We start from the raw sequence: 20,334 nt of genomic DNA, 5'->3' as shown, positions 1-20,334 counted from the left end.
GGGACGCGATCGTGACCCAAGATGATGACCTGGAAACCGCCCTTCGCAGCTTTCTCGACCACTACAATCAGTGCTTCTACGACAGGGATTTAGAGGCCCTTCGCGCGCTCTACCTCTCCGATGACGGTCTTGTCTTTTGGGACAACCACGCGGGCTGCGATAGCACTAGCTTGGAGGATCATGTCGCAAAGGTCAGTACATTCTTCGCGACCGGTAAGACAACCGAGTCCGGCACGATTGAGCCTCTCTTGATAGAAGACCTTAGGGCGCGGCGTCGGGGCGATGTGGCGGTTCTCACGTCCATCCTTCGGTATCGGAGCGCCCCGAGGCCAGGTGTTCGTAGCACCTTCGTCCTTGGTCGAGAGGGCCTCGCCTGGAGGATCATGCACGTTCACCATTCCTTCGACCCGAACGAGACGGATCAGCCGGGCGCTGATCCGTTGGGTGTTGAGGATCGCTGAAAGATTGCAGGCCGTCCGCCAGCGCGCGCCCCTCAGCCCGCGCCGCTCACCAAGTAGCCATCCACCTCATCCCCATTGATCCCGCCCAGACTGGAAAAGTCGCCCGTGCCGAACATGGCCTGCCCAGCATCGCGAATGATCCGATGGGTTGCCCGCGCCAGGGAGGACCCTAGGGAAATGCGGGCCGCCCCCAGGGCGCCGAAGTCCGCACGGGTTTGCGCCATCAGCGGCCCCGCCGCCAAAGCATTGACGGGGGCGGATACGGATGCCGTGATCTGTGCCAGGGCCTCGGGACCGCCCGGCACCGGGCAGTAGAGAACGTCCGCGCCGACGGCTTCGAAGGCTTGCAGGCGGCGGATGGCTTCCTCCAGATCATAAAGCCCGTGCAAGACACCATCGGCGCGGGCGCAAAACACAAAGTCAGAAGGCGCGGCGCGCGCGGCGGTGACAGCGGCCGCCATCCGCTCAACCGATGCGTCGAACCCATAGGCCGTGCCCTCTGGCGACACGTCCTCGATGCAGCATCCGGCCAATCCGGCCTCGATGGACAGCCGCACCGTTTCGGCGCAGGCGTCGGGCGCGGGGCCGTAGCCGTCCTCCAAATCCGCCGAGACGGGGACGGCGACGGCGCGGGCCAGCTCGGCCGCATGGGCGATGGCCTCGTCCCGTCCAATCTGTCCGCCGTCTGGCACCCCGCGCGTGAAGGCGTAGCCAGCCGAAGAGGTGGCGATGGCTTGGGCACCGAGGGCCACGAGCATCCGGGCCGATCCAAGGTCCCAGGCGTTGGCCAGGATGAAAGGGTCGCCGGGTTTGTGAAGGTCTCGGAACGTGGTCATGGGCGCATCTCCTCGGCGAAGCTCAAAATGATGTCGAACGCGGGCAGCAGCCGCGTCTCGGGTAAAGTCAAGGCGACACGGATATGGCCCGCAGCCGCCCGCCCGAAACTGTCGCCGGGCATGACCGCGATACGATGTTGATCCAGCAGACGCGCCGCGAAATCGGGCGCCGATAGGCCTGCGCCGCGAATATCCAACATCAGGTACATGGCCCCACCGGAGGGGATCGCCCGGACCACCTGTTGTCGATCAAGCCGGTCCAAGCAGGCCTGGCGCCGCCGCAGGAACGGCGCGGAGATCTCCGCCTCGAAGGCTGCGCCTAGGGACAGCGCATGGCAGCCAGCGGCCTGGATGTATCCCGGCACGCCATAGGTCGTATAGGTAGCCAAGGTCGCCATCTCGGCGATGGCATCCGCCGGGCCGATCAGCCAGCCCAGCCGACTGCCCGTCATGGCGTGGGATTTGGACAAAGACCCTGCGACCAAGGTCCGGTCGGCCATGTGGGGCAGGGCGCGGGGGCTTTGGTGTGCGCCGGTCCAGACTTGGGTGTCGTAGACCTCATCCGAGATAAGCCAGGCATCGCGATCCCGCGCCGCATCGGCCAGGGCGTGCATCGTCTCCGGACCATAGACAGCGCCCGTGGGGTTGTTCGGAGAATTGACGAGCACCGCGCGCGCATCCCCCGCCGCCTCCAGCGCCGCGCGGGTGGGTTGGAAGCCATCTTTGGGACGGGTCACCAGGGCCACGGGCCGCCCGCCAGCAGCGCGGACCGTGCCGGGGTAGGTTGCATAGTATGGGTCTGGGATCAGAACGGGGTCGCCGGGCTCCAGTGCGCCCATCAACGCAGTAAACAGAGCCATTTGCGCGCCGGGGACAACGAGCACGTTGTCTTGTGTCGTTGGCACCTGGGTCCGCTCCGAGACGCGGGCGGCGATCCTGGCGCGCAGGTCGGCGGTTCCGGCGGTGGCCGCGTAGCCCGTTTGCCCCGCGTGGGCGGCCTCGGCCATGGCCGACAGGATGGTCGGATGGGTGCGGATGTCATGCTCCCCAACCGTCAGATCGGTCAGGGGAATGCCCTGCGCCTCCAGCGCCCGTGCGCGGTTGAAGATGTCCCAGCCATCCTCTCCGCCCGGAGAGATCTGACGCAATCGGTTAGAGAGTGTCACCATGGGCGTGACCGGACACCGAGCGAGGTCGACTGTCAAACGAATGTGTGGGCTTATCTTGCTGGACCCGGGCTTCGCGAGTGGACCGGTGCAATGGCAGTCGGCCGTGGCGGCGTCCGATTAACCCTTCACGCAGGCTCCGGACGGTTGCGACGTCGCGTGACCCGTGCTACGCGCGCCCCATGGGACGCGTGATCTGCATTATCTGCATCTGACCCGCCCGCTGACAGGATCGGCGGGCCCGGATGGCCTGCGTTCCGACCCAAGCCACCCGCACCCCGCCATAAAAGATGACGAGGAGAGACCGGATGGACCGGGCTGCCATGCGCTTGCGCAATTCGATGACGCGACAGGTCGAAGGGTTTGTCCCGCTCGACCCCTCGAATGTGCGCCTCTACCTCTGTGGGCCGACGGTTTATGATCGGGCGCACCTGGGCAACGCCCGCAATGTGATCTTGTTCGATGTCCTGTTCCGCTTGCTCCGCCACGACCACGGGCTGGACCATGTGACCTACGTCCGGAATTTCACGGATGTGGATGACAAGATCAACGCACGCGCCGCCGAGACGGGCCGTGATATTTCCGACATCACCGAGGAAACCATCGGCTGGTACCACGCCGACATGGATGCGCTTGGGAACTTGCGCCCCACCCACGAGCCGCGCGCGACCGAGTACATCGCCGAGATGATTGCGATGATCGAGGGGCTGATTGCTTCCGGCCATGCCTATGCCGCAGAGGGGCACGTGTTGTTTTCGGTCGCTGCCGATCCCCAATATGGGTCGCTTTCGGGTCGATCCGTGGACGACATGATCGCAGGTGCGCGGGTCGAAGTGGCCCCCTACAAGCGGGACCCCATGGATTTCGTCCTATGGAAGCCCTCGGGCCCGGAGCTGCCCGGTTGGGATAGCCCCTGGGGGCGCGGTCGGCCTGGCTGGCATATCGAATGCTCTGCCATGTCCAAGGCTTTGCTTGGAACGTCTTTTGACATCCACGGCGGCGGGAACGATCTGATGTTTCCCCACCACGAGAACGAGCGCGCCCAGAGCTGCTGCGCCGACCCGGATGCGGGACACGCCCAGATTTGGCTGCACAATGAGATGCTGCTGGTCGAAGGACGGAAGATGTCCAAAAGCCTGGGCAACTTCTTCACGGTCCGTGACCTGCTGGACCAGGGCGTGCCGGGGGAAGTCATTCGGTTTGTGTTCCTGTCGACGCATTACTCCAAGCCGATGGATTGGACGGAAGACAAAGCGCGGGAGGCGAAGAAAACTCTCATTAAGTGGTACCGACAAGCGAGCATGAGCACCGCTCAGGACACAAACGCCCATCCGGAAGTCCTGCGATGCTTGCGGGACGATTTAAATACGCACGGCGCATTGGCTGAGTGTTTTCAGCTTTACGCTGCAGGCGACTTCGGAGCCCTTCGTGGAAGCATGAACCTACTTGGCCTTGGCTTCGACAAGGTCCCAGCTTGGGCAAGCGAACCGTCTTTCGAGGAGGCAGAATTGGCCTTGGTTACTGATTTGCTGAATGCCCGTGACCGAGCCAAGGGCCAGAAGAACTACGCCAAGGCAGACCAGATCCGAGACGGGTTGGCCGCAGCAGGGGTCATTGTTCAGGATACGAAGGATGGTCCTCAGTTATCAAAGTCCGAAGGTTTTGACATTGAACAGCTAAACGACCTCTGGGGCAGGATATGACCGAACGCCTCTACCTCTACGACACGACCCTGCGGGATGGGCAGCAAACCCAGGGCGTGCAGTTCTCAACCGCCGAGAAAGTCGAAATCGCGCAGATGCTCGATGCCCTGGGCCTTGACCACATCGAAGGCGGTTGGCCCGGTGCGAACCCGACCGATAGCGAGTTCTTCGCGGCGCCCCCCAAGACCCGCGCCACCATGACGGCCTTTGGGATGACCAAACGGGCCGGCCGCTCCGCCGAGAATGACGACGTCTTGGCCGCCGTGCTGAACGCGGGGACGTCCTCCGTCTGTCTTGTGGGGAAGACCCATACCTTTCATGTGGAAACGGCGCTGGGCATCTCGCTGGACGAAAACCTCGAAAACATCCGCGCCTCTGTGGCCCATGTGGTGGCCCAGGGTCGAGAGGCGCTGCTGGATGCGGAACATTTCTTTGACGGGTTCGAGGCCGATCCGGCCTATGCGCGCGCCTGTCTGGCCACGGCCCTCGACGCCGGCGCGCGATGGGTGGTGTTATGCGACACCAACGGGGGCACCATGCCGAGCCGCATTGGTGAGGTGATCGACGGGCTGGACCTGCCTGGCGACAGATTGGGCATCCACACCCATAACGACACCGAACAGGCCGTGGCCGGATCGCTGGCGGCCATTGATGCGGGCGTCAGACAAGTCCAGGGCACGCTGAACGGCCTCGGCGAACGCTGCGGCAATGCGAACCTGACGTCGCTCATCCCGACCCTGCTGCTCAAGGAACCCTATGCCAGCCGCTTCCAGACCGGCGTCCGGGACCTGCCGGGATTGCTCCGCGTGTCGCGCAGGTTGGACGACATCCTAAACCGCGTGCCGCGCCGCGAAGCGGCTTACGTAGGCGCGTCGGCCTTTGCCCATAAGGCGGGGCTCCATGCCAGTGCCATTCTGAAAAACCCCAAGACCTATGAGCACATCCCACCCGAGGCGGTGGGCAACGCCCGGATCGTGCCCATGTCCAATCAGGCGGGTCTGTCGAACCTGCGCAAACGGTTGGCCGACGCAGGTCTTTCGACTGATGACGATGGGGCCCTGCGGCGGATCTTGGAACGGGTCAAAATCCAGGAAGACAAGGGCTACTCCTACGACGGCGCCCAAGCGAGTTTCGAGATGATCGCCCGCGATGAACTGAGTCTGCTGCCGTCGTTTTTTGAAGTGAAGCGCTACCGCGTGACCGTGGAGCGGCGCAAAAACAAGTACAATCAGATGGTGTCCCTGTCGGAGGCGGTTGTGGTCGTGAAAGTCGATGGGGACAAAAAACTGTCGGTGTCTGAGTCCATGGATGAGACGGGGGGCGACCGAGGCCCGGTCAATGCGCTTTCCAAGGCATTGTTTAAGGACCTCGGGCCGTATCAAGCGCAGATCAACGACATTCGCCTGATCGATTTTCGCGTCCGCATCATGCAGGGCGGGACGGAGGCGGTGACCCGGGTTATCATCGACCACGAAGACGGGAAGGGGCGCCGTTGGTCCACCGTGGGCGTTTCGCCCAATATCGTGGATGCCAGTTTCGAAGCCCTGTTGGATGCGGTTCGGTGGAAACTATGTCAGGGGACATGACCGGATTTTGGATCATCCATAATGGCTTGAGCCGCGAAGGGCCTGGGACGCCCGAGGACGTTGCCTGGGCCGCTGAGGTGGCGCAACTGCCAAAGACGGGACGTGTCTGTGACGTGGGCTGCGGACCGGGGTCGGATCTGGGCGTCTTGGCCGATCGCGTGCCACAGGGTCATGTGATCGGGCTAGACCCGTATCTGTCCTTTGTCGTCGAAGCCACCTTGCGCCACTGGGACAGACCGGAGATCAGGGTGCGTCGGGGGTCCTCCCTCGGTGGCGACGGTCTTATGGCGCCTTCGGACGTGGGCCCTCTGGATCTGATCTGGTGCGCTGGGGCGATCTACTTCGATGGCGTTGGCCCCTCGTTGACGTCTTGGCGCAGCGCGCTGGCGCCCGGTGGGTCAGTGGTGTTTTCCGCCCCCGTTGTGGCGCAGGCCGATGACGCTGAGGCCGTGGCCTTTTGGGAAGGGGAGGCTTTCGACACAGACGACAGCCTAGACGCAAAGATCAGAGATGCCGGATATGAGGTCACCGCCCGGTCCCGCGTGTCCGATGCCGGGTGGCAGGCGTATTTCGATGCCGTCGAAGCGCGCTGCGATGCCTTGGACGGTGTCGATGACCCAGAGCTTCAAAACGCGATCACGCAATCGCGGCAGGAAGCAGAGACCTGGTCGCGCCTCAAGGATCGCCTCGGGTACGCGCTGCGCGTGGTGCGCCCCATATGAGCACGACGGACATCGCTGCCTGCGCGGGGTTGGTTCAGCGCGGTGACCCAGACCGGTTCCGCGCGGCGATGGCCGCGCCCGTAGAGGCGCGCGCCAAGCTGTTCCCCCTCTATGCATTCAACCTTGAAGTCGCGCGCGCGCCCTGGGTCACGCAGGAGCCTTTGATCGCCGAAATGCGCCTCCAGTGGTGGCGGGATGCTCTGGACGAAATCGCAAGCGGGGGGGCCGTCCGGCGGCATGAAGTGGTCACGCCCCTGGCGGAGGCCATCGACGCCGAGGGCGCGCGGGCCTTGGATGGGTTGGTCTCAGCACGGCGCGCGGATATCGAAAAGTCGGCACCGGCCAGCCGCGCGGCCCTTCGGACCTATCTGGAGGCAACCGCCGGAACGTTGCTTTGGGTGGCGGGTCGGGCCATTGGCGCGCCCCACGACGGACTTCGAGCGGCGGGTTTGGCCCAAGGAACCGCCGCTTTCTTGCGGGCGGTTCCCGATTTGATTGCCAAGGGCCACCATGCGCTGCCCCACGGGGATCAAGTGACCGAGATGCTGCACCTGGCGGAGATCGGCTTGGATGCGCTCGCCACTGCCCGACGGGCGAAACTCTCTAAGGGCGCACGGCCAGTGTTGGGTGTGATGGCCAATGTGGATGCAACACTGCGCGCCGTCCGCAAAGACCCACGCGCCGCGTTGGACGCCCCCGTGCCCATCAGTCGGGCAAGCGCTCCGCTCAGAACGGGCTTGGCAGTGACGCTGGGCCGCTTCTGACCTGCTGGATCGATCCGGGTCTGAGCCTAAGCCGGCTCCGCCCGCAGATAGCTGCGCATCCCATAGATCAGAGGCGCTCCGGTCTCATCGGACCGCACGGCACGAACGGCCCCGATGATCACGTGATGCGTTCCAATCAAATCGACGGCTTGGACCTCACAATCAAATGCGGCCAACCCGTCCAAGATGGGCGCGCCTGTGGACAGGGTCTCGACCGCCAAACCATCGAACCGTGCGGGTCCAACGGCGCCCGTCCGGCCCGCGAAGACATCCGCAATGTCCTGCTGTGAGGCGGCGAGGACGTTGATGCCAAAGCAGCCGTTGTCGAGGATCGGGCGGGCCGCGCTGGCCCCACGGTTCACGCACACCAGCATCGTGGGCGCATCGCCATCCGCACTGACCGAGGTCATGGCCGAGACCGTGACACCCGCAAGGCCCGCTGGCCCATCGGTCGTCACCACGCTGACGGTGGCTGCGGCACGGCTCATGGCCTTGAGGAAGTCTTGGCGCAGGTGTTCCATGCCCTAGCACTTAGCCGATGGGGCAGGGCTGTCGAGGGGCAAAGCATGCTTTCCTTTTCGCTGCCGCGAAGGCTAGCAAAGACGTGACAAGAAACCTTCGGAGACGAGCATGGCCCTGCAAGACGCACGCGATCAGGTTGATATGGCGATCACGCGGGACGACGCGCGGGGCCTTGCGTTCGAGAATGCCTTCGGCGGCGTCACCTCCGCGTTCAGACGGGCCTATACCAAGGACCTCACAGGCTATGATCTCGCCATAACGGGCGTGCCCTTCGACCAAGCGGTCACCCATCGCCCTGGCAGCCGGTTCGGTCCGCGCGCCATACGAGAGGCCAGTGCCCTCCAACCCTTTGATCCGCCGTATGGTTGGGACTACTCGCCCTTAGATACATTCGCCATCGCCGACTATGGGGACTGTGGGTTTGACTACGCTAAGGTCGCGGCCTTTCCCGCCGCCTTGCGCAACCATATTCGTGGCATCTTGGACATGGGCGTCGGCTGTTTGGCCATGGGCGGTGACCACTACGTCAGTTTTCCAATCCTCCAGGCCCATGCGGAAAAATACGGCCCCCTGAGCTTGATCCAGTTCGATGCCCATTCGGACACATGGCCCGACGACGACATGCAGCGGATCGACCACGGCACGATGTTCTACAAGGCCGTCAAAACGGGGGTCATAGATCCTTACACCTCGGTGCAGGTCGGCATTCGAACGGTCAATCCTGATACCCTTGGCGTGACGACAATCGACGCCCGCGCCGTCCATGAGGCCGCACCGGGAGAGGTCGCGCGCCAGATCAAATCCATTGTTGGGGACCGGCCCGCCTATCTGACCTTTGACATCGATTGTCTTGACCCCGCCTTTGCGCCCGGAACCGGCACCCCTGTCTGGGGCGGGCTGTCATCGGGGCAGGCGGCGGCGATCCTCCGCGATTTGGCCGGTATCACCCTTGTCGGCGGCGATATTGTCGAGGTTGCGCCGTCCTATGACACCACCGGCGCAACGGCCATCGCGGGCGCCCATGTCTTGATGGAGCTGATCTGCCTTTGGGGTTGGACCCGTCGAGACGAGGGCCGCTAGACCAACCCTTCGGCAGGACAGTCGCGAAACGCGGCCACCGCCGGTGCCGCGTCGGTGAGGGAGACCTCGACACTCAGGTCGCCCAGCACTGCGACTGCCTTAGTATTTGCCTCTAACCCCCTCAGAACGTTTCCGAACCCACGGTCGATCACTGTCAATCGCGTGCCCTCCACCACATGGCGGTCGGTCGAGATGGTGAGAGCCGCGCCGTCCTCAAACCGAAGCGCGAAGACCTCAGCTTCCGGCCATCCCCCCGCACGCTCCATATGAAGCGCATAGAGGCGCGTGTCTGGATCATAGGTGACCATCACCAAAGCCGAGGGTTCCACGTGGGCCAGGGTACAGATCGGCACAGGTGAAAAGGTCCATGCAAACGCGTGGGAGGGCATAACTAAGAGGGCGGCAATGAAAGGTTTCAGCATGTAGGGGGAGGTAACGCGCCATCGGGCTGCGGCCAGCCCTGCGGCCCCGCGCCCCTGGCGTCCGAGGGGCAGAGTGGCTATCTACGCGGTAGCGAAGCGGAGTCTCCCATGCGTGACCTAAAAATCCCAGAGCAGCGGCACCCAGAAAAGGCGCGCCGCCCGGACAATCCCCAGCCGAAGAAGCCCAACTGGATCCGAGTGAAGGCCCCGGTCGGCGAAGGGTACAAAGCGACCCATAAGATCATGCGGGAACACCGGCTGACCACCGTCTGCGAAGAGGCCGGGTGCCCCAACGTGGGCGAATGCTGGTCCCAAGGGCACGCCACCATGATGATCATGGGCGAGGTCTGCACCCGCGCCTGTACGTTCTGCAACATCGCCACTGGGAAGCCGCCAGAGGCGCTCGACGTGTTCGAACCCGGGCGCGTGGCCGATGCGGTGCAAAAGCTAGGCTTGAACCACGTGGTGATCACGAGCGTCGACCGTGACGACGTGGCCGATGGTGGCGCGGAGCATTTCGCCCAAACGATCCGGGCCGTACGAAAAAGGTCGCCGGGCACGACGATCGAAATCCTCACGCCCGACTTTATCAAAGCCGACCCATCCGTTTTGGAGGTCGTCGTGTCCGCCAAACCGGATGTCTTTAACCATAATCTAGAGACGGTCCCCGGCCTCTACCCCGAGGTTCGGCCCGGCGCGCGCTACTTCCATTCCTTGCGTCTGTTGCAGCGTGTAAAGGAAATGGACCCGACCATGTTCACCAAGTCCGGCATCATGGTGGGCCTGGGCGAAGACCGGCAAGCCGTCTTGCAGGTCATGGACGATATGCGTGCGGCGGACATCGATTTCCTGACCATCGGGCAATATCTGCAACCCACGCCGAAGCACCACGCCGTGGACCGCTTCGTGACGCCCGAGGAATTCGCGAGCTATGAGAAGGCGGCCTACGGGAAGGGGTTCCTGATGGTGTCGGCAACGCCGCTGACCCGGTCGAGTTATCACGCCGGCGACGACTTCCAACGGTTGCGCGCCGCGCGCCTTGATCGCCTGGGGCGCGCCTGAGGAGCGCGATCTGGCAGCTTGGCCCTGCGGTTTTAGGAACGTAGGGCCGCGCGCCAAACGGCATTGGGGCGTGGGTTTCGGTCATCTGATACTTCATGGTACGGGCTGTTGCGCTTAGTTCATCCTATCGCGGCCGCTCCGAGCGCTGTCGCCGTTTAGAAGCAGTCGTTGGCTCATCTGAGCCTGCAGACGTTATTGGTACCGGATTTAGGGCTTTTGCTTCTCCGAGGCCCAACAATTTGGACGGCATCGACCTATGTGTCCGTGCCGTCGATGCTGGATTTGAGACGATCGTTCAAAACATACACCTGGAGCTTTCTCGATAAGACGCCGGTGAATTGAACGGCAGAGAGATCCAGGCCCAGGCTCTAGTCAAGAATAACTGGGCGGCCCCAAAACGAGGTCCGATCCTGCCGCTTGAGCCATCGATCGTATTTGACAAACCCGATGATCACAGCGCGTCACGCCAAAACCCAAAAATGCTCTGATCGGCGCCGTTCCGAACACGCGTCTATCTGGTGCAATTGTTCTTTACAGACTCAGCGGCACACACAGTTCTGACTTGGGGTGTCGAAACCGTCCTCAAGAGAAGCAAACGTCAGCGCGCCTAAATCTGAGCCAAGGGTCAGATCACCGAGATGGGTCACTGACTACCAAGGGGTGCGGGTCCACGCGGAGCGGGGCATCGGCAATGCGCCCCGGTTTCGCCATTAACCAGCCTTGCCCATAGGTCACACCAAGTTGGGCCAGCAGGTGCCATTCCTCCGGACGTTCAATCCCTTCGGCAACGACGGCCGCCTTGGTTTCTTGGGCGAAGTGCAGGAGCGCAGTCGCCAAGGAGCGGCGCGCCGGGTCCCGGTCGATGTCACGCACGAGCGACATGTCGAGCTTCAGGACATCCGGCTGAATACGCAGGATCTGTTGAAGCCCAGAATACCCAGCCCCCACGTCGTCTACGGCGATGGCCGCGCCGGTCCCTCGGATGCCTTGCAATCCCATGACCAGCTTTTCGATGTCGCCTGGGTCCTCATGTTCGGTAATCTCTACTGTCACACGTCTGGCATCGCACTGCCGGAGCAGTGGAAGAAGCCCCCCCTCGGCCACCGTCTTTGGCGAGATGTTGACCGCCAAGCGCGTCCCATATGGGAGCGCGTCGAGACCCGTCAAAGCCATCTCGATGACCGCCAGTTCAAGCTCGCGCTGTAGTCCTATGCCCGCCGCCTCGTTGAACCATTTGTCCGGGCTTCGGTACGGGGCCGGGCGGAACCGGCAGAGCGCTTCAAAGCTGGCCAACCCACCATCAGACAAACGGTAGAGCGGCTGATACACGACGTCGAAATCGCGCGCCTGGATCACGGCAGCGATGCGTGCGCTGGCCGCCTTCTCTTTGGTTTGACGGGCCAGGCGCATGCGGATCTGCTCGGCCGCCAATTCCGCGAACATTCCCATGACCTTCAAATCGCGGTGCGTGAGGTCGGGGTTTGGATCCGGCGAGAGGCAACAGAACATGCCGTAGACCGATCCATCGGCCCGCCGAACGGGTAGGCTCGCGTGGCTGCCGATTGGGGCCGCCTGCGTAATTGGCAAGGACCGTGCCAGCGGCAGAGCAGAAGTGTCTTGGATCAGCTCCGGCAAATCGCCTGATAGGATGTGCTTGCAGTAGACTTCGTCGAGGGAACGGGTATCCCCCGGCTTTATCAGACCCTCCAAGCCCGGCGCGTTCACATGGCGAAAGACCGTTGTGTCGCCCACAAACTCCGACAGGTAGGCGATCGGCATCCCCATATGGTCACGGACAGCGGCAAGGGCCTGATCGATCAAAGCATCCGCCATGTCGTCCGCCGCCGGTGCAGCGCTCGCAAGATTAATGTTCTGTTGTAGCATCGGCCCCCCGACGAAATCCTCACCCGTTCGGGATATCGGTCGAAGCCTAAGGTTTAGTGAACTTTATAGGAACAAATGTGCTAGACGCGCCGCGCCGCGCGCCATGCCTCCCAAGCCTCCGGCGTATCAAGATCGATCTGCGCGGCCTCTCCTGGCAAGGCGATAGTCTCTACACCATGGGCCGCGATCACATCGCGGGCGCCGACGTCGCCTTGCAAGGCTTTGAGGTCCTCGAACAGAGTGCGGTCAAAGATGACCGGCTGCCCGGGCACGCCTTGCGCTGTAGTGGCGCGCAAAACGCGGCAGTCGCGGGTTTGCCAGGCCTCGACCATCGTGCCTAGGTGGCTTGCGTCGATCTCAGGCATATCGGCCAGATGCACGAGCGCGGCATCGCTCTGGCAGGCCGCAATACCAGCGGCAATGGAGGCGGACATCGCACGCTGCTCCACGTGGACCAAGCGCGCGGGGCAATCGGTTAACCAAGCCTGCCGCGCCCGATCTGCCGCCGGAAGGACGACAATGACCTCGTTCACGGTTGCACAGGCGGCCCGCACGGCGCGTAAGACCAGTGGCGTGCCGTCAATTTCTTCCAGCAACTTCTCTGCCCCCCGCATCCGTCGCGAGGCACCGGCGGCAAGAACAATTATGGCGGGGGCAGGGCGGGTCATCGGCTGGAAGCGGTTCGTAGCATTCAGGACGTCTAAGACAGCCCTTTGCCCACGACAACAGCCACTGGGTCGTCGGAAGTCCTAGGACCGGCGGGCTGGTCTATCCCCGTTGTCGCGCGCCGTTTGCATCGAACAGCGCCACCGGCTGCGGGCGCATGGGAAGCCGTTCGCCAAGCAGCTCTACCGTCCAGGGGCCATCAGCATTGGCATGGGCCTTGTCCACATAGCCGAGCGCCATCGAAACCCCCGCATGGTGGGCAAACCCGCCAGAGGTCACATAGCCAACCCGTTCATCTCCCAACCAAATGGGCTCATCATGCATGACGTCGGCATCCACTGCCTCGACCACAAAACTACACAGCCTCTTGGTCCCGCCCGTGGCGCGCTCCGACACGGCCGCTTCTTTTCCCACGAATTCGGTTGCCTTCGTGTAGGCGACGAACCGATCTAGGCCCGCCTCCACTGGACCATAGAGAGGCCGGAACTCCGTCCCCCAGCCGCCGTAGGACTTCTCCAGCCGCATGGCGTTTAGGGCGCGCAGGCCAAACGGTTTGATCCCGTGGGCGGCGCCCGATGCCATAAGGGCATCAAACAGGCTGCGCTGGTATTCCGGTTTCATCCAGATCTCATAGCCCAGATCACCCGTAAAGCTGACACGACCGACGATGGCGGGCGCAAGGCCTACATCCATGCGTCGGACCGCCATGAAGCGGTGGGCGGCGTTCGACATGTCCTGGCCGGTAACCGCCTCCATCACGGCGCGGGATTTGGGACCTGCGACGGACAAGCCCAGGAGGCCTAGCCCCAGCACCTCGACGGTGACAGACCCATCGTCGGGCAGGAAACGGTCAAACCAGCGCGCGTAAAAGACCTCGGCCATGCCGGATCCGACCAGCAGGAACTCCTCCCCGCCCGCAGGCATTGGCAGGCAGGAAATGGTGAGGTCTCCCTGAATCTTGCCGTCTTCCTTGAGCATGGGCGCAAGGGCCATACGACCGACTGCCGGGATTTTGCAGGCGAAGACCCGATCCAGATAGGCCCGTGCTCCGGGCCCGCGGACCAAGAACTTGCTGAACCCGCTGGTTTCCATGAGGCCCACACCCTCGCGGCAGGCGCGGACCTCGTTGGCCACATGGGCAAAGTCTGTGGACCGGCGCCATGAGAAGACGTCGCGCGTATCATCGGGGGAGAACCACAAAGGTGTCTCTAGGCCCCAGCTGTCCCCCATTTGGGCGCCCAGACCCAGCATGCGGTCGTAAATCGGCGTGGTCTTGTGGGGCCGCGCGGCGGGCAATTCCTCGTTCGGAAAGCGGATCGAGAAGCGCCGTGCGTAGTTTTCCTGCACCTTGGGGTTTGTGTAGCTGAGCGTCGCCCAGTCGCCGTAGCGCGCCACGTCCATGGCCCAGACGTCAAAGCCCGGATCGCCGTCGATGATCCAATTCGCGAGGCTCAACCCAACGCCGCCGCCTTGGCTGAAACCAGCCATCACACCGCAAGCGGACCACATGCCGGGCAAGCCTCGGATCGGGCCGACCAAGGGGTTGCCGTCCGGGGCGAAGGTGAAGGGTCCGTTGATGATCTGCTTGATGCCAGCGGTCTGGAAGGCGGGGAAATGTTCAAACCCGACCTCTAGACTGGGCGCGATCCGGTCGATGTCAGGTTGCAGCAGCTCGTGGCCGAAATCCCAAGGGGTTTCGCGCTCAGACCAGGGCACGCAGGCCCGCTCGTAGGTGCCCATCAGCATCCCGCCCCGTTCCTGGCGTAGGTACAATTCCCCGTCGAAGTCGACGGCATGGATAACCTCGCGCCCGGTCTCGGCATTGATCTGGGCGACCTCGGGCATATCCTCGGTCAGCAGGTACATATGCTCCATCGCCAGAACGGGCAGTTCCAGGCCGACCATGCGTCCGACTTCCCGCGCCCAGAGGCCGCCTGCGTTCACCACATGCTCACAGATGACGTCACCTTTGTCAGTCTGCACCACCCATCCATCGCCCCGGCGCGCAATCCCCGTGACCTTGGTATGGGTCTCGATCTTGGCACCCAGCTTGCGGGCGGATTTGGCGTAGGCGTAGGTCACGCCGGACGGGTCCAGATGCCCGTCCACATGGGTGCGCACGGCGCCAACGAACTTGGTCGGGTCCATCAGCGGAAAGGCGTCCGCCGCCTCGGTCGGAGAGATCACCTCCGCCTCGATCCCATTCATCCGCGCGGCGGCGGCCGTCGTCTTGAGCCAGTCGAACCGATCCGGCGTAGAGGCCAACAGAACGCCACCGGTCATGTGGAACCCGGTGGCCTGACCCGACAGCTCCTCGATCTCTTTATAAAGTTCGATGGTGTACTTCTGGAGCTTGGCGACATTCGGGTCACCGTTGATGGTGTGGCACCCGCCAGCCGCGTGCCATGTGGATCCGGAGGTCAACTCGCTCCGCTCCAGCAGAAGGACATCGGTCCAGCCGCCCTTGGCCAAGTGATAGAGCACCGAGCATCCCACCACACCGCCGCCGATCACGACCACTCTCGCTGTCTCTTGCATGTCCCGTGCCCTCCGCCGTTTCCGGAAAGGCTAAGGGTCAGCACGGTCACATCATGCGCCCTTGCGACGGGGGGATGTCGTTTTTGAAGGTCGAATCGAACCGGTCAGAACTCGCATCCGATTGCGGATCAGCGGGGCATCGGCTTTGACCGGCGGCGTCCCACGCAATCCACAACAAATCTTGGGCATTCGTACCGACAAAAATGCAAGATCACAGTGGTGCGAGCGGTCCGACCCCAGATTTACAAGCTTGTAAATGTTACGCGTAGCCCAGTGCCACGACCGCCCACGCGACGAATCCCCATCTCCGTCAACGTCAATGTCCAAAAGGTCGTAGCGTTAGGACCGCAGTCTGCGGCGTAGGTGCTGGCCGGTGACAGCGGCTACTTTTGAGGTCCCACTCACACTTCGGAGATCTGCCATGCCTGCCGCTTCGTCTTCTGCCTGTGAACCGCTTGTGGAGCTGTCCCTTTTGGGCATCACCCTTGAGGCCTCGCATCTGGGCGCGACACTCGTCGCCATCGTCGGTCTGACGCTGGTGGTGGCCTACTACGTCCATAGGGTCACGCGATAACCTTCCCCAATCCAGAACACGCGTCTGAGTTTCTGGCCCCGACTGCCGACGTGCCGTTGGGGCTTTTTTTGTCCATCAACGGACGGCTCGACCCAACGTGCCAAGCCAAGGGCGAGCCTCGCCCCGGCCATTGCCATTTCGAAATATCCGACCATGATGCGGCGAGCAGGGACCGAGGGGAGGCGGGACGTGTCGACGATCACTTCTATCGACGTGCGCCTGTTTCAGGTGCCGCTCGCCGAGGTTCTGGTGGATGCCAAACACGGCGACCATCACTTCTTTGAGCTGGTCACCGTCACGATCCAGACGGACGACGGGTTGGCGGGAACCGGCTACACCTACACCGGCGGCAAGGGTGGTCACGCGATTGAGGCGATGGTCCGACATGACCTGACGCCCTTCCTGATGGGCCAAGACGCGGCCCCGGTCGAGGACCTCCATGAGGCGATGAAGTGGCACGTCCACTACGTGGCGCGAGGCGGGATCGCGTCCTTCGCCATCTCGGCGGTGGATATCGCGCTCTGGGATCTGCGTGGCAAGCGGAGCGGGCAGGCGCTGTGGCAGATGGCCGGTGGGGCGGGACGAACCTGTCGGGCCTATTGCGGTGGCATTGACCTAGGCTACGACCTGCCCAAGCTGGTGGACAGCGTGAAGGGCTACGTGGCCCGCGGCTTTGACGGGGTGAAGATCAAGGTCGGGCAGCCGACCCTCGCCCAAGATGTGGCCCGGGTCGCCGCCGTGCGCGAGGCGATCGGGCCGGATGTGACCTTCATGGTCGATGCGAATTACTCCATGTCGGTAGAGCAGGCCATCGAGGCGGCGCGCGCCTTCGACCCCTATGACATCACGTGGTTCGAGGAACCGACCATCCCCGATGATTACGCGGGATACGCCCGCATCGCCGAGGCCTCGGGCATGCCACTGGCCATGGGCGAAAACCTCCATACGATTCACGAGTTCGACTACGCCTTCGCGCAGTCCAAGCTGAGCTTCATTCAGCCCGATGCCTCCAACTGCGGGGGCATCACCGGGTGGTTGCAAGTGGCGGAGCGGGCGAAGGGAGCGGGCATCCCCGTTTGCAGCCATGGGATGCAGGAGCTGCACGTCTCGCTCGTCGCCAGCCAACCCCATGGTGGCTGGTTGGAAGTACACAGCTTTCCCATAGACACCTACACAACGCGGCCCTTGGTCGTCGAAGACGCCCGCGCCGTTGCGCCGGACGCCCCTGGCATCGGGGTAGCCTTCGACTGGGACAAGCTGAACGCGGCAAACCTCCTGCCCTAGAAAGGACCCCCATGAGCAGCAAGGCAGCCGTCTATCGCGGCGATAAGACATTTACCATTGAGACGGTCGAGACCCCGCCACCTGGACCCGGTCAGGTTCAGATCGACGTGGCCTATTGCGGGATCTGTGGCACGGATCTGCACATCTACCTGGGCCACATGGACGCCCGCGTGGGGTTCGAGCGGACCATCGGTCACGAAATGTCGGGCCGGATCGCGGCCCTGGGCGAGGGGGTCGAGGGCCTGGCCCCCGGTCAGCCCATCGTCGTGCGTCCGCTGGACCATTGCGGCGACTGTCCGGCCTGCCGCGCGGGACACGAACACATCTGCCACAACCTGACCTTCATCGGGATCGACAACGACGGCGCGTTTCAGCAACGCTGGAACGTGCCTGCCCATACGATCCATGTGCTGCCTGACGGGCTGGACCTGTCCCACGCCGCCCTGATCGAACCGCTGGCTGTGGCCTGCCATGACGTGAGCCGCGCCGCCGTGCAACCGGGCGAAGACGTGCTTGTGATCGGGGGCGGTCCCATCGGGATGCTGGTCGCCATGGTCGCGCGGGAGGCGGTGGCCAAGGTCACGGTCACCGAAATCAACGAAAACCGTTTGGCCTTTGCAAAGGGGCTCGGGTTCGAGACGCTCAACCCCAAGGACGGTGATGTGGCCGAGGCGGTCCATGCCGCGACAGGCGGCAAGGGCGCGGATGTGATCTTCGAGGTCTCTGGCAGCCAACAGGGCGTCGACCTGATGACCGCCGCCGCCGCCACGCGAGGGCGCATCTGCATGGTCGCGATCCATGCCACCAAGCCCACGGTCGACATGTTCCAGTTCTTCTGGCGGGAGTTGGACCTGCTGGGCGCGCGGGTCTACCGACCCGAGGACTATGACACCGCCATGGGCTTGCTCGCCAAGGGCGTGGTCGATTGCGAGGCCTTTATCACCGACATCCAAGGGATCGACCAAATCCAGTCGGCCTTCGAGACGTTGACCCAGAACCCCAACGCCATGAAATCCATGATCCGCATGACGGAGGACGCGTGATGGGCGTGCTGGATACCTTTTCGCTGGCGGGCAAGACGGCCCTTGTGACCGGGGCCAAGCGCGGCATCGGGCGCGGCATGGCCGTGGCCTTGGCCGAAGCGGGAGCCGACGTGATCGGTGTGTCCGCCACCCTGGAGGCCGAGGGCTCCAAGGTTGGCGCCGCCGTCGAGGCTACGGGCCGCCGCTTCACGGGCTATGCCTGCGACTTTAGCGACAGGGCCGCCGTGCGGTCCTTTGCGGCCCAGGTCCTGGCCAACCATCCCCAGATCGATATCCTGGTGAACAACGCCGGCACCATTCTTCGCACCCCCGCCGCCGAGCACCCGGACGAGATGTGGGACAAGGTGATCGAGGTGAACCTGAACGCCCAGTTCATCCTGACACGCGAGGTGGGGCGCACCATGGTGGCGCGTGGTGCGGGCAAGGTGATCTTCACCGCCTCGCTGCTGACGTTCCAAGGCGGGATCACGGTGCCGGGCTACGCCGCCTCCAAGGGCGGCATCGGGCAGTTGACCATGGCCTTCGCGAACGAATGGGCGGGCCAGGGCGTAAACGTCAACGCTATCGCGCCAGGCTATATCGATACCGACAACACCGAGGCGCTGCGCAACGATCCCGTCCGGTCCAAGGCCATCTTGGACCGCATCCCGGCAGGCCGCTGGGGCCGCCCCGAGGATTTCGCCGGACCTGTGGTGTTCCTGGCCTCTGAGGCATCGTCCTACATGAACGGGCATGTGATGCTCGTGGATGGCGGTTGGATGGGCCGCTGACGACCTTGGGCATCACACGGAAACACTTGTTCGATCTGCCCGAGGGGCTGGTTTACCTGGATGGCAACTCACTCGGGCCTTTGCCGCGCGCGGTGCCCGAGGCGGTTGCCCGCGTCATGCAAGCGGAATGGGGCGCCGACCTCATCAAAGGCTGGAACCTGCATGGCTGGATGGATCAGCCCCGCCGGGTTGGGGATCTGATCGCGCCCCTGATCGGCGCCCCCTCGGGCAGCGTGACCATGGGCGACACCCTGTCCATCAAAGTGCATCAGGCGCTGTCGGCGGCGCTGTCCCTGCGGCCTGACCGGCGCATCGTGCTGTCGGACAGCGGCAACTTTCCCTCTGACCTCTATATGGCCGAAGGCCTCATCGCGGAGTTGGACCGAGGCCATCAGCTGCGTATCGTTGCACCCGAAGAGATCCCCGAGGCGATCTCGGAAGACGTAGCTGCCGTGCTGCTGACCCAGGTGGACTACCGGACGGGTCGGATGCACGACATGGCCGAGATCACGCAGATCGCCCAAGCCGCCGGGGCCGTCATGATCTGGGACCTGGCCCATAGCGCCGGGGCCGTGCCCGTGGATGTGACGGGATGCGCAGCGGAGTTTGCCGTGGGCTGCACCTACAAGTACTTGAACGGAGGTCCTGGTGCGCCCGCGTTCATCTATGCCCGTCCAGACCTGATCGACACCATCGCGCCCGCGCTGTCGGGTTGGCTCGGCCATGCGGCGCCCTTCGCGTTTGAGACGACCTACCGCCCCGCAGGCGGCATCGAGCGGTTGCGCGTGGGCACGCCGCCCGTTCTGCAACTGGCCGCGTTGGAGGCCGCGCTTTCCGTATGGGATGGGGTGTCCATGGCAGAGGTGCGCGCGGCCTCAATCGCTCTGTCGGAACGCTTTATTGCGGGCGTCGAGGCCGCATGCCCAGACCTGCGCCTGGCCAGTCCCCGGGCCCCCGAGCAGCGGGGCAGCCAAGTGTCGTTCCACTTCGAACATGGCTATGCCGCCATGCAGGCCCTCATCGCGCGCGACGTGATCGGCGATTTCCGCGCCCCGGACATCATGCGGTTTGGGTTCACGCCTTTGTATCTGGATGAGGCCGATGTTGACCGAGCAGTCGCGTGCCTTGCAGAGGTGCTAGCGGATCGCCTCTGGGACAATCCGGCCTATGCGGCCAGGTCCCGCGTCACATAAGCCAGGCAACGCTCACGATAGAACCCTTGAGCTTCCAGTTACTGGAAGCCCTATCTGG

Annotated in this window: 19 protein-coding genes; 12 read left to right on the top strand and 7 right to left on the bottom strand. The window is 63.6% G+C overall.

Translation table 11 applies throughout. From position 1 onward, the window contains the following. Positions 1-11 precede the first annotated feature (11 nt). A complete protein-coding gene (locus K5R33_RS12915; RefSeq protein WP_220749448.1) occupies positions 12-461 on the top strand; it encodes a YybH family protein in 450 nt (149 codons plus the stop codon). A 32-nt stretch (positions 462-493) separates the two neighbouring features. Here the strand turns inward: K5R33_RS12915 and K5R33_RS12910 are convergent, their stop codons facing one another. Both K5R33_RS12910 and K5R33_RS12905 read right to left on the bottom strand, forming a co-directional pair. Beyond that, positions 494-1,297, bottom strand: coding sequence for an isocitrate lyase/PEP mutase family protein (locus tag K5R33_RS12910; protein ID WP_220749447.1), 804 nt, complete (start codon positions 1,295-1,297; stop codon positions 494-496). Then, complete coding sequence (locus K5R33_RS12905) at positions 1,294-2,466, bottom strand: pyridoxal phosphate-dependent aminotransferase (RefSeq protein ID WP_255576385.1); 1,173 nt, start codon at positions 2,464-2,466, stop codon at positions 1,294-1,296. Before K5R33_RS12905 ends, K5R33_RS12910 begins: the two co-directional genes overlap by 4 nt. 305 nt (positions 2,467-2,771) lie before the next feature. On the opposite strand from K5R33_RS12905, the gene cysS reads away from it, so the two are divergent. The 4 genes from cysS to K5R33_RS12885 are packed head-to-tail and all read left to right on the top strand — an operon-like array spanning position 2,772 to position 7,238. Next, on the top strand, positions 2,772-4,166 hold the full coding sequence (cysS, locus tag K5R33_RS12900) for a cysteine--tRNA ligase (protein ID WP_255576384.1): 1,395 nt from the start codon (positions 2,772-2,774) through the stop codon (positions 4,164-4,166). Further along, entirely contained in the window at positions 4,163-5,752 is a 1,590-nt protein-coding gene (gene cimA, locus K5R33_RS12895) for a citramalate synthase (RefSeq protein WP_220749446.1), read from the top strand. Before cysS ends, cimA begins: the two co-directional genes overlap by 4 nt. Next, positions 5,749-6,474 carry a class I SAM-dependent methyltransferase gene (locus K5R33_RS12890; RefSeq protein ID WP_220749445.1) on the top strand — a complete coding sequence of 242 codons (726 nt, stop codon included), beginning with the start codon at positions 5,749-5,751 and terminating at the stop codon, positions 6,472-6,474. Before cimA ends, K5R33_RS12890 begins: the two co-directional genes overlap by 4 nt. After that, entirely contained in the window at positions 6,471-7,238 is a 768-nt protein-coding gene (locus K5R33_RS12885; RefSeq protein ID WP_220749444.1) for a squalene/phytoene synthase family protein, read from the top strand. The genes K5R33_RS12890 and K5R33_RS12885 overlap by 4 nt, the downstream gene beginning before the upstream one ends. 26 nt (positions 7,239-7,264) lie before the next feature. Here the strand turns inward: K5R33_RS12885 and K5R33_RS12880 are convergent, their stop codons facing one another. Then, positions 7,265-7,759: a flavin reductase family protein gene (locus tag K5R33_RS12880; protein WP_220749443.1), complete on the bottom strand. Its 495-nt coding sequence runs from the start codon at positions 7,757-7,759 to the stop codon at positions 7,265-7,267. A 109-nt stretch (positions 7,760-7,868) separates the two neighbouring features. Between K5R33_RS12880 and speB the strand changes: the two genes are divergently transcribed. Beyond that, on the top strand, positions 7,869-8,840 hold the full coding sequence (gene speB / locus K5R33_RS12875) for an agmatinase (RefSeq protein ID WP_220749442.1): 972 nt from the start codon (positions 7,869-7,871) through the stop codon (positions 8,838-8,840). Here the strand turns inward: speB and K5R33_RS12870 are convergent. Then, positions 8,837-9,193: an excinuclease ABC subunit B gene (locus K5R33_RS12870; RefSeq protein WP_220749441.1), complete on the bottom strand. Its 357-nt coding sequence runs from the start codon at positions 9,191-9,193 to the stop codon at positions 8,837-8,839. The genes speB and K5R33_RS12870 overlap by 4 nt on opposite strands. 177 nt (positions 9,194-9,370) lie before the next feature. Here K5R33_RS12870 and lipA point away from each other — a divergent pair, with 177 nt between their 5' ends. Then, positions 9,371-10,324 carry a lipoyl synthase gene (lipA, locus tag K5R33_RS12865; protein ID WP_220749440.1) on the top strand — a complete coding sequence of 318 codons (954 nt, stop codon included), beginning with the start codon at positions 9,371-9,373 and terminating at the stop codon, positions 10,322-10,324. A 630-nt stretch (positions 10,325-10,954) separates the two neighbouring features. On the opposite strand, the gene K5R33_RS12860 is transcribed toward lipA, so the two are convergent. From K5R33_RS12860 to K5R33_RS12850, 3 genes are all read right to left on the bottom strand, one after another. Then, positions 10,955-12,208, bottom strand: a complete 1,254-nt coding sequence (locus tag K5R33_RS12860; RefSeq protein WP_220749439.1) for a sensor domain-containing phosphodiesterase — start codon at positions 12,206-12,208, stop codon at positions 10,955-10,957. An 80-nt stretch (positions 12,209-12,288) separates the two neighbouring features. Next, the gene (locus K5R33_RS12855) at positions 12,289-12,876 is read right to left on the bottom strand and encodes a nucleotidyltransferase family protein (RefSeq protein ID WP_220749438.1); all 588 of its coding nucleotides are present in this window, start codon (positions 12,874-12,876) and stop codon (positions 12,289-12,291) included. Between the two features lie 100 nt (positions 12,877-12,976). After that, entirely contained in the window at positions 12,977-15,412 is a 2,436-nt protein-coding gene (locus K5R33_RS12850; RefSeq protein WP_220749437.1) for a GcvT family protein, read from the bottom strand. 421 nt (positions 15,413-15,833) lie between these two features. Between K5R33_RS12850 and K5R33_RS12845 the strand changes: the two genes are divergently transcribed. From K5R33_RS12845 to kynU, 5 genes are all read left to right on the top strand, one after another. Beyond that, positions 15,834-15,986 (top strand): hypothetical protein, encoded by a 153-nt coding sequence (locus K5R33_RS12845; RefSeq protein WP_220749436.1) that lies wholly within the window; start codon positions 15,834-15,836, stop codon positions 15,984-15,986. A 189-nt stretch (positions 15,987-16,175) separates the two neighbouring features. Further along, on the top strand, positions 16,176-17,270 hold the full coding sequence (locus tag K5R33_RS12840; RefSeq protein WP_255576381.1) for a mandelate racemase/muconate lactonizing enzyme family protein: 1,095 nt from the start codon (positions 16,176-16,178) through the stop codon (positions 17,268-17,270). Between the two features lie 11 nt (positions 17,271-17,281). Then, complete coding sequence (locus tag K5R33_RS12835; protein ID WP_220749435.1) at positions 17,282-18,313, top strand: zinc-dependent alcohol dehydrogenase; 1,032 nt, start codon at positions 17,282-17,284, stop codon at positions 18,311-18,313. Positions 18,314-18,318: 5 nt separating this feature from the next. Continuing rightward, positions 18,319-19,083, top strand: a complete 765-nt coding sequence (locus K5R33_RS12830; RefSeq protein ID WP_220749515.1) for an SDR family oxidoreductase — start codon at positions 18,319-18,321, stop codon at positions 19,081-19,083. Beyond that, on the top strand, positions 19,068-20,276 hold the full coding sequence (gene kynU / locus K5R33_RS12825; protein ID WP_255576380.1) for a kynureninase: 1,209 nt from the start codon (positions 19,068-19,070) through the stop codon (positions 20,274-20,276). The genes K5R33_RS12830 and kynU overlap by 16 nt, the downstream gene beginning before the upstream one ends. Positions 20,277-20,334 lie beyond the last annotated feature (58 nt).

The organism is Jannaschia pagri, from assembly GCF_019655435.1.
Lineage (GTDB): Bacteria > Pseudomonadota > Alphaproteobacteria > Rhodobacterales > Rhodobacteraceae > Jannaschia > Jannaschia pagri.
Note: the sequence above shows the minus strand (reverse complement) of the source record. Positions and strands in the feature narration are given on the sequence as shown.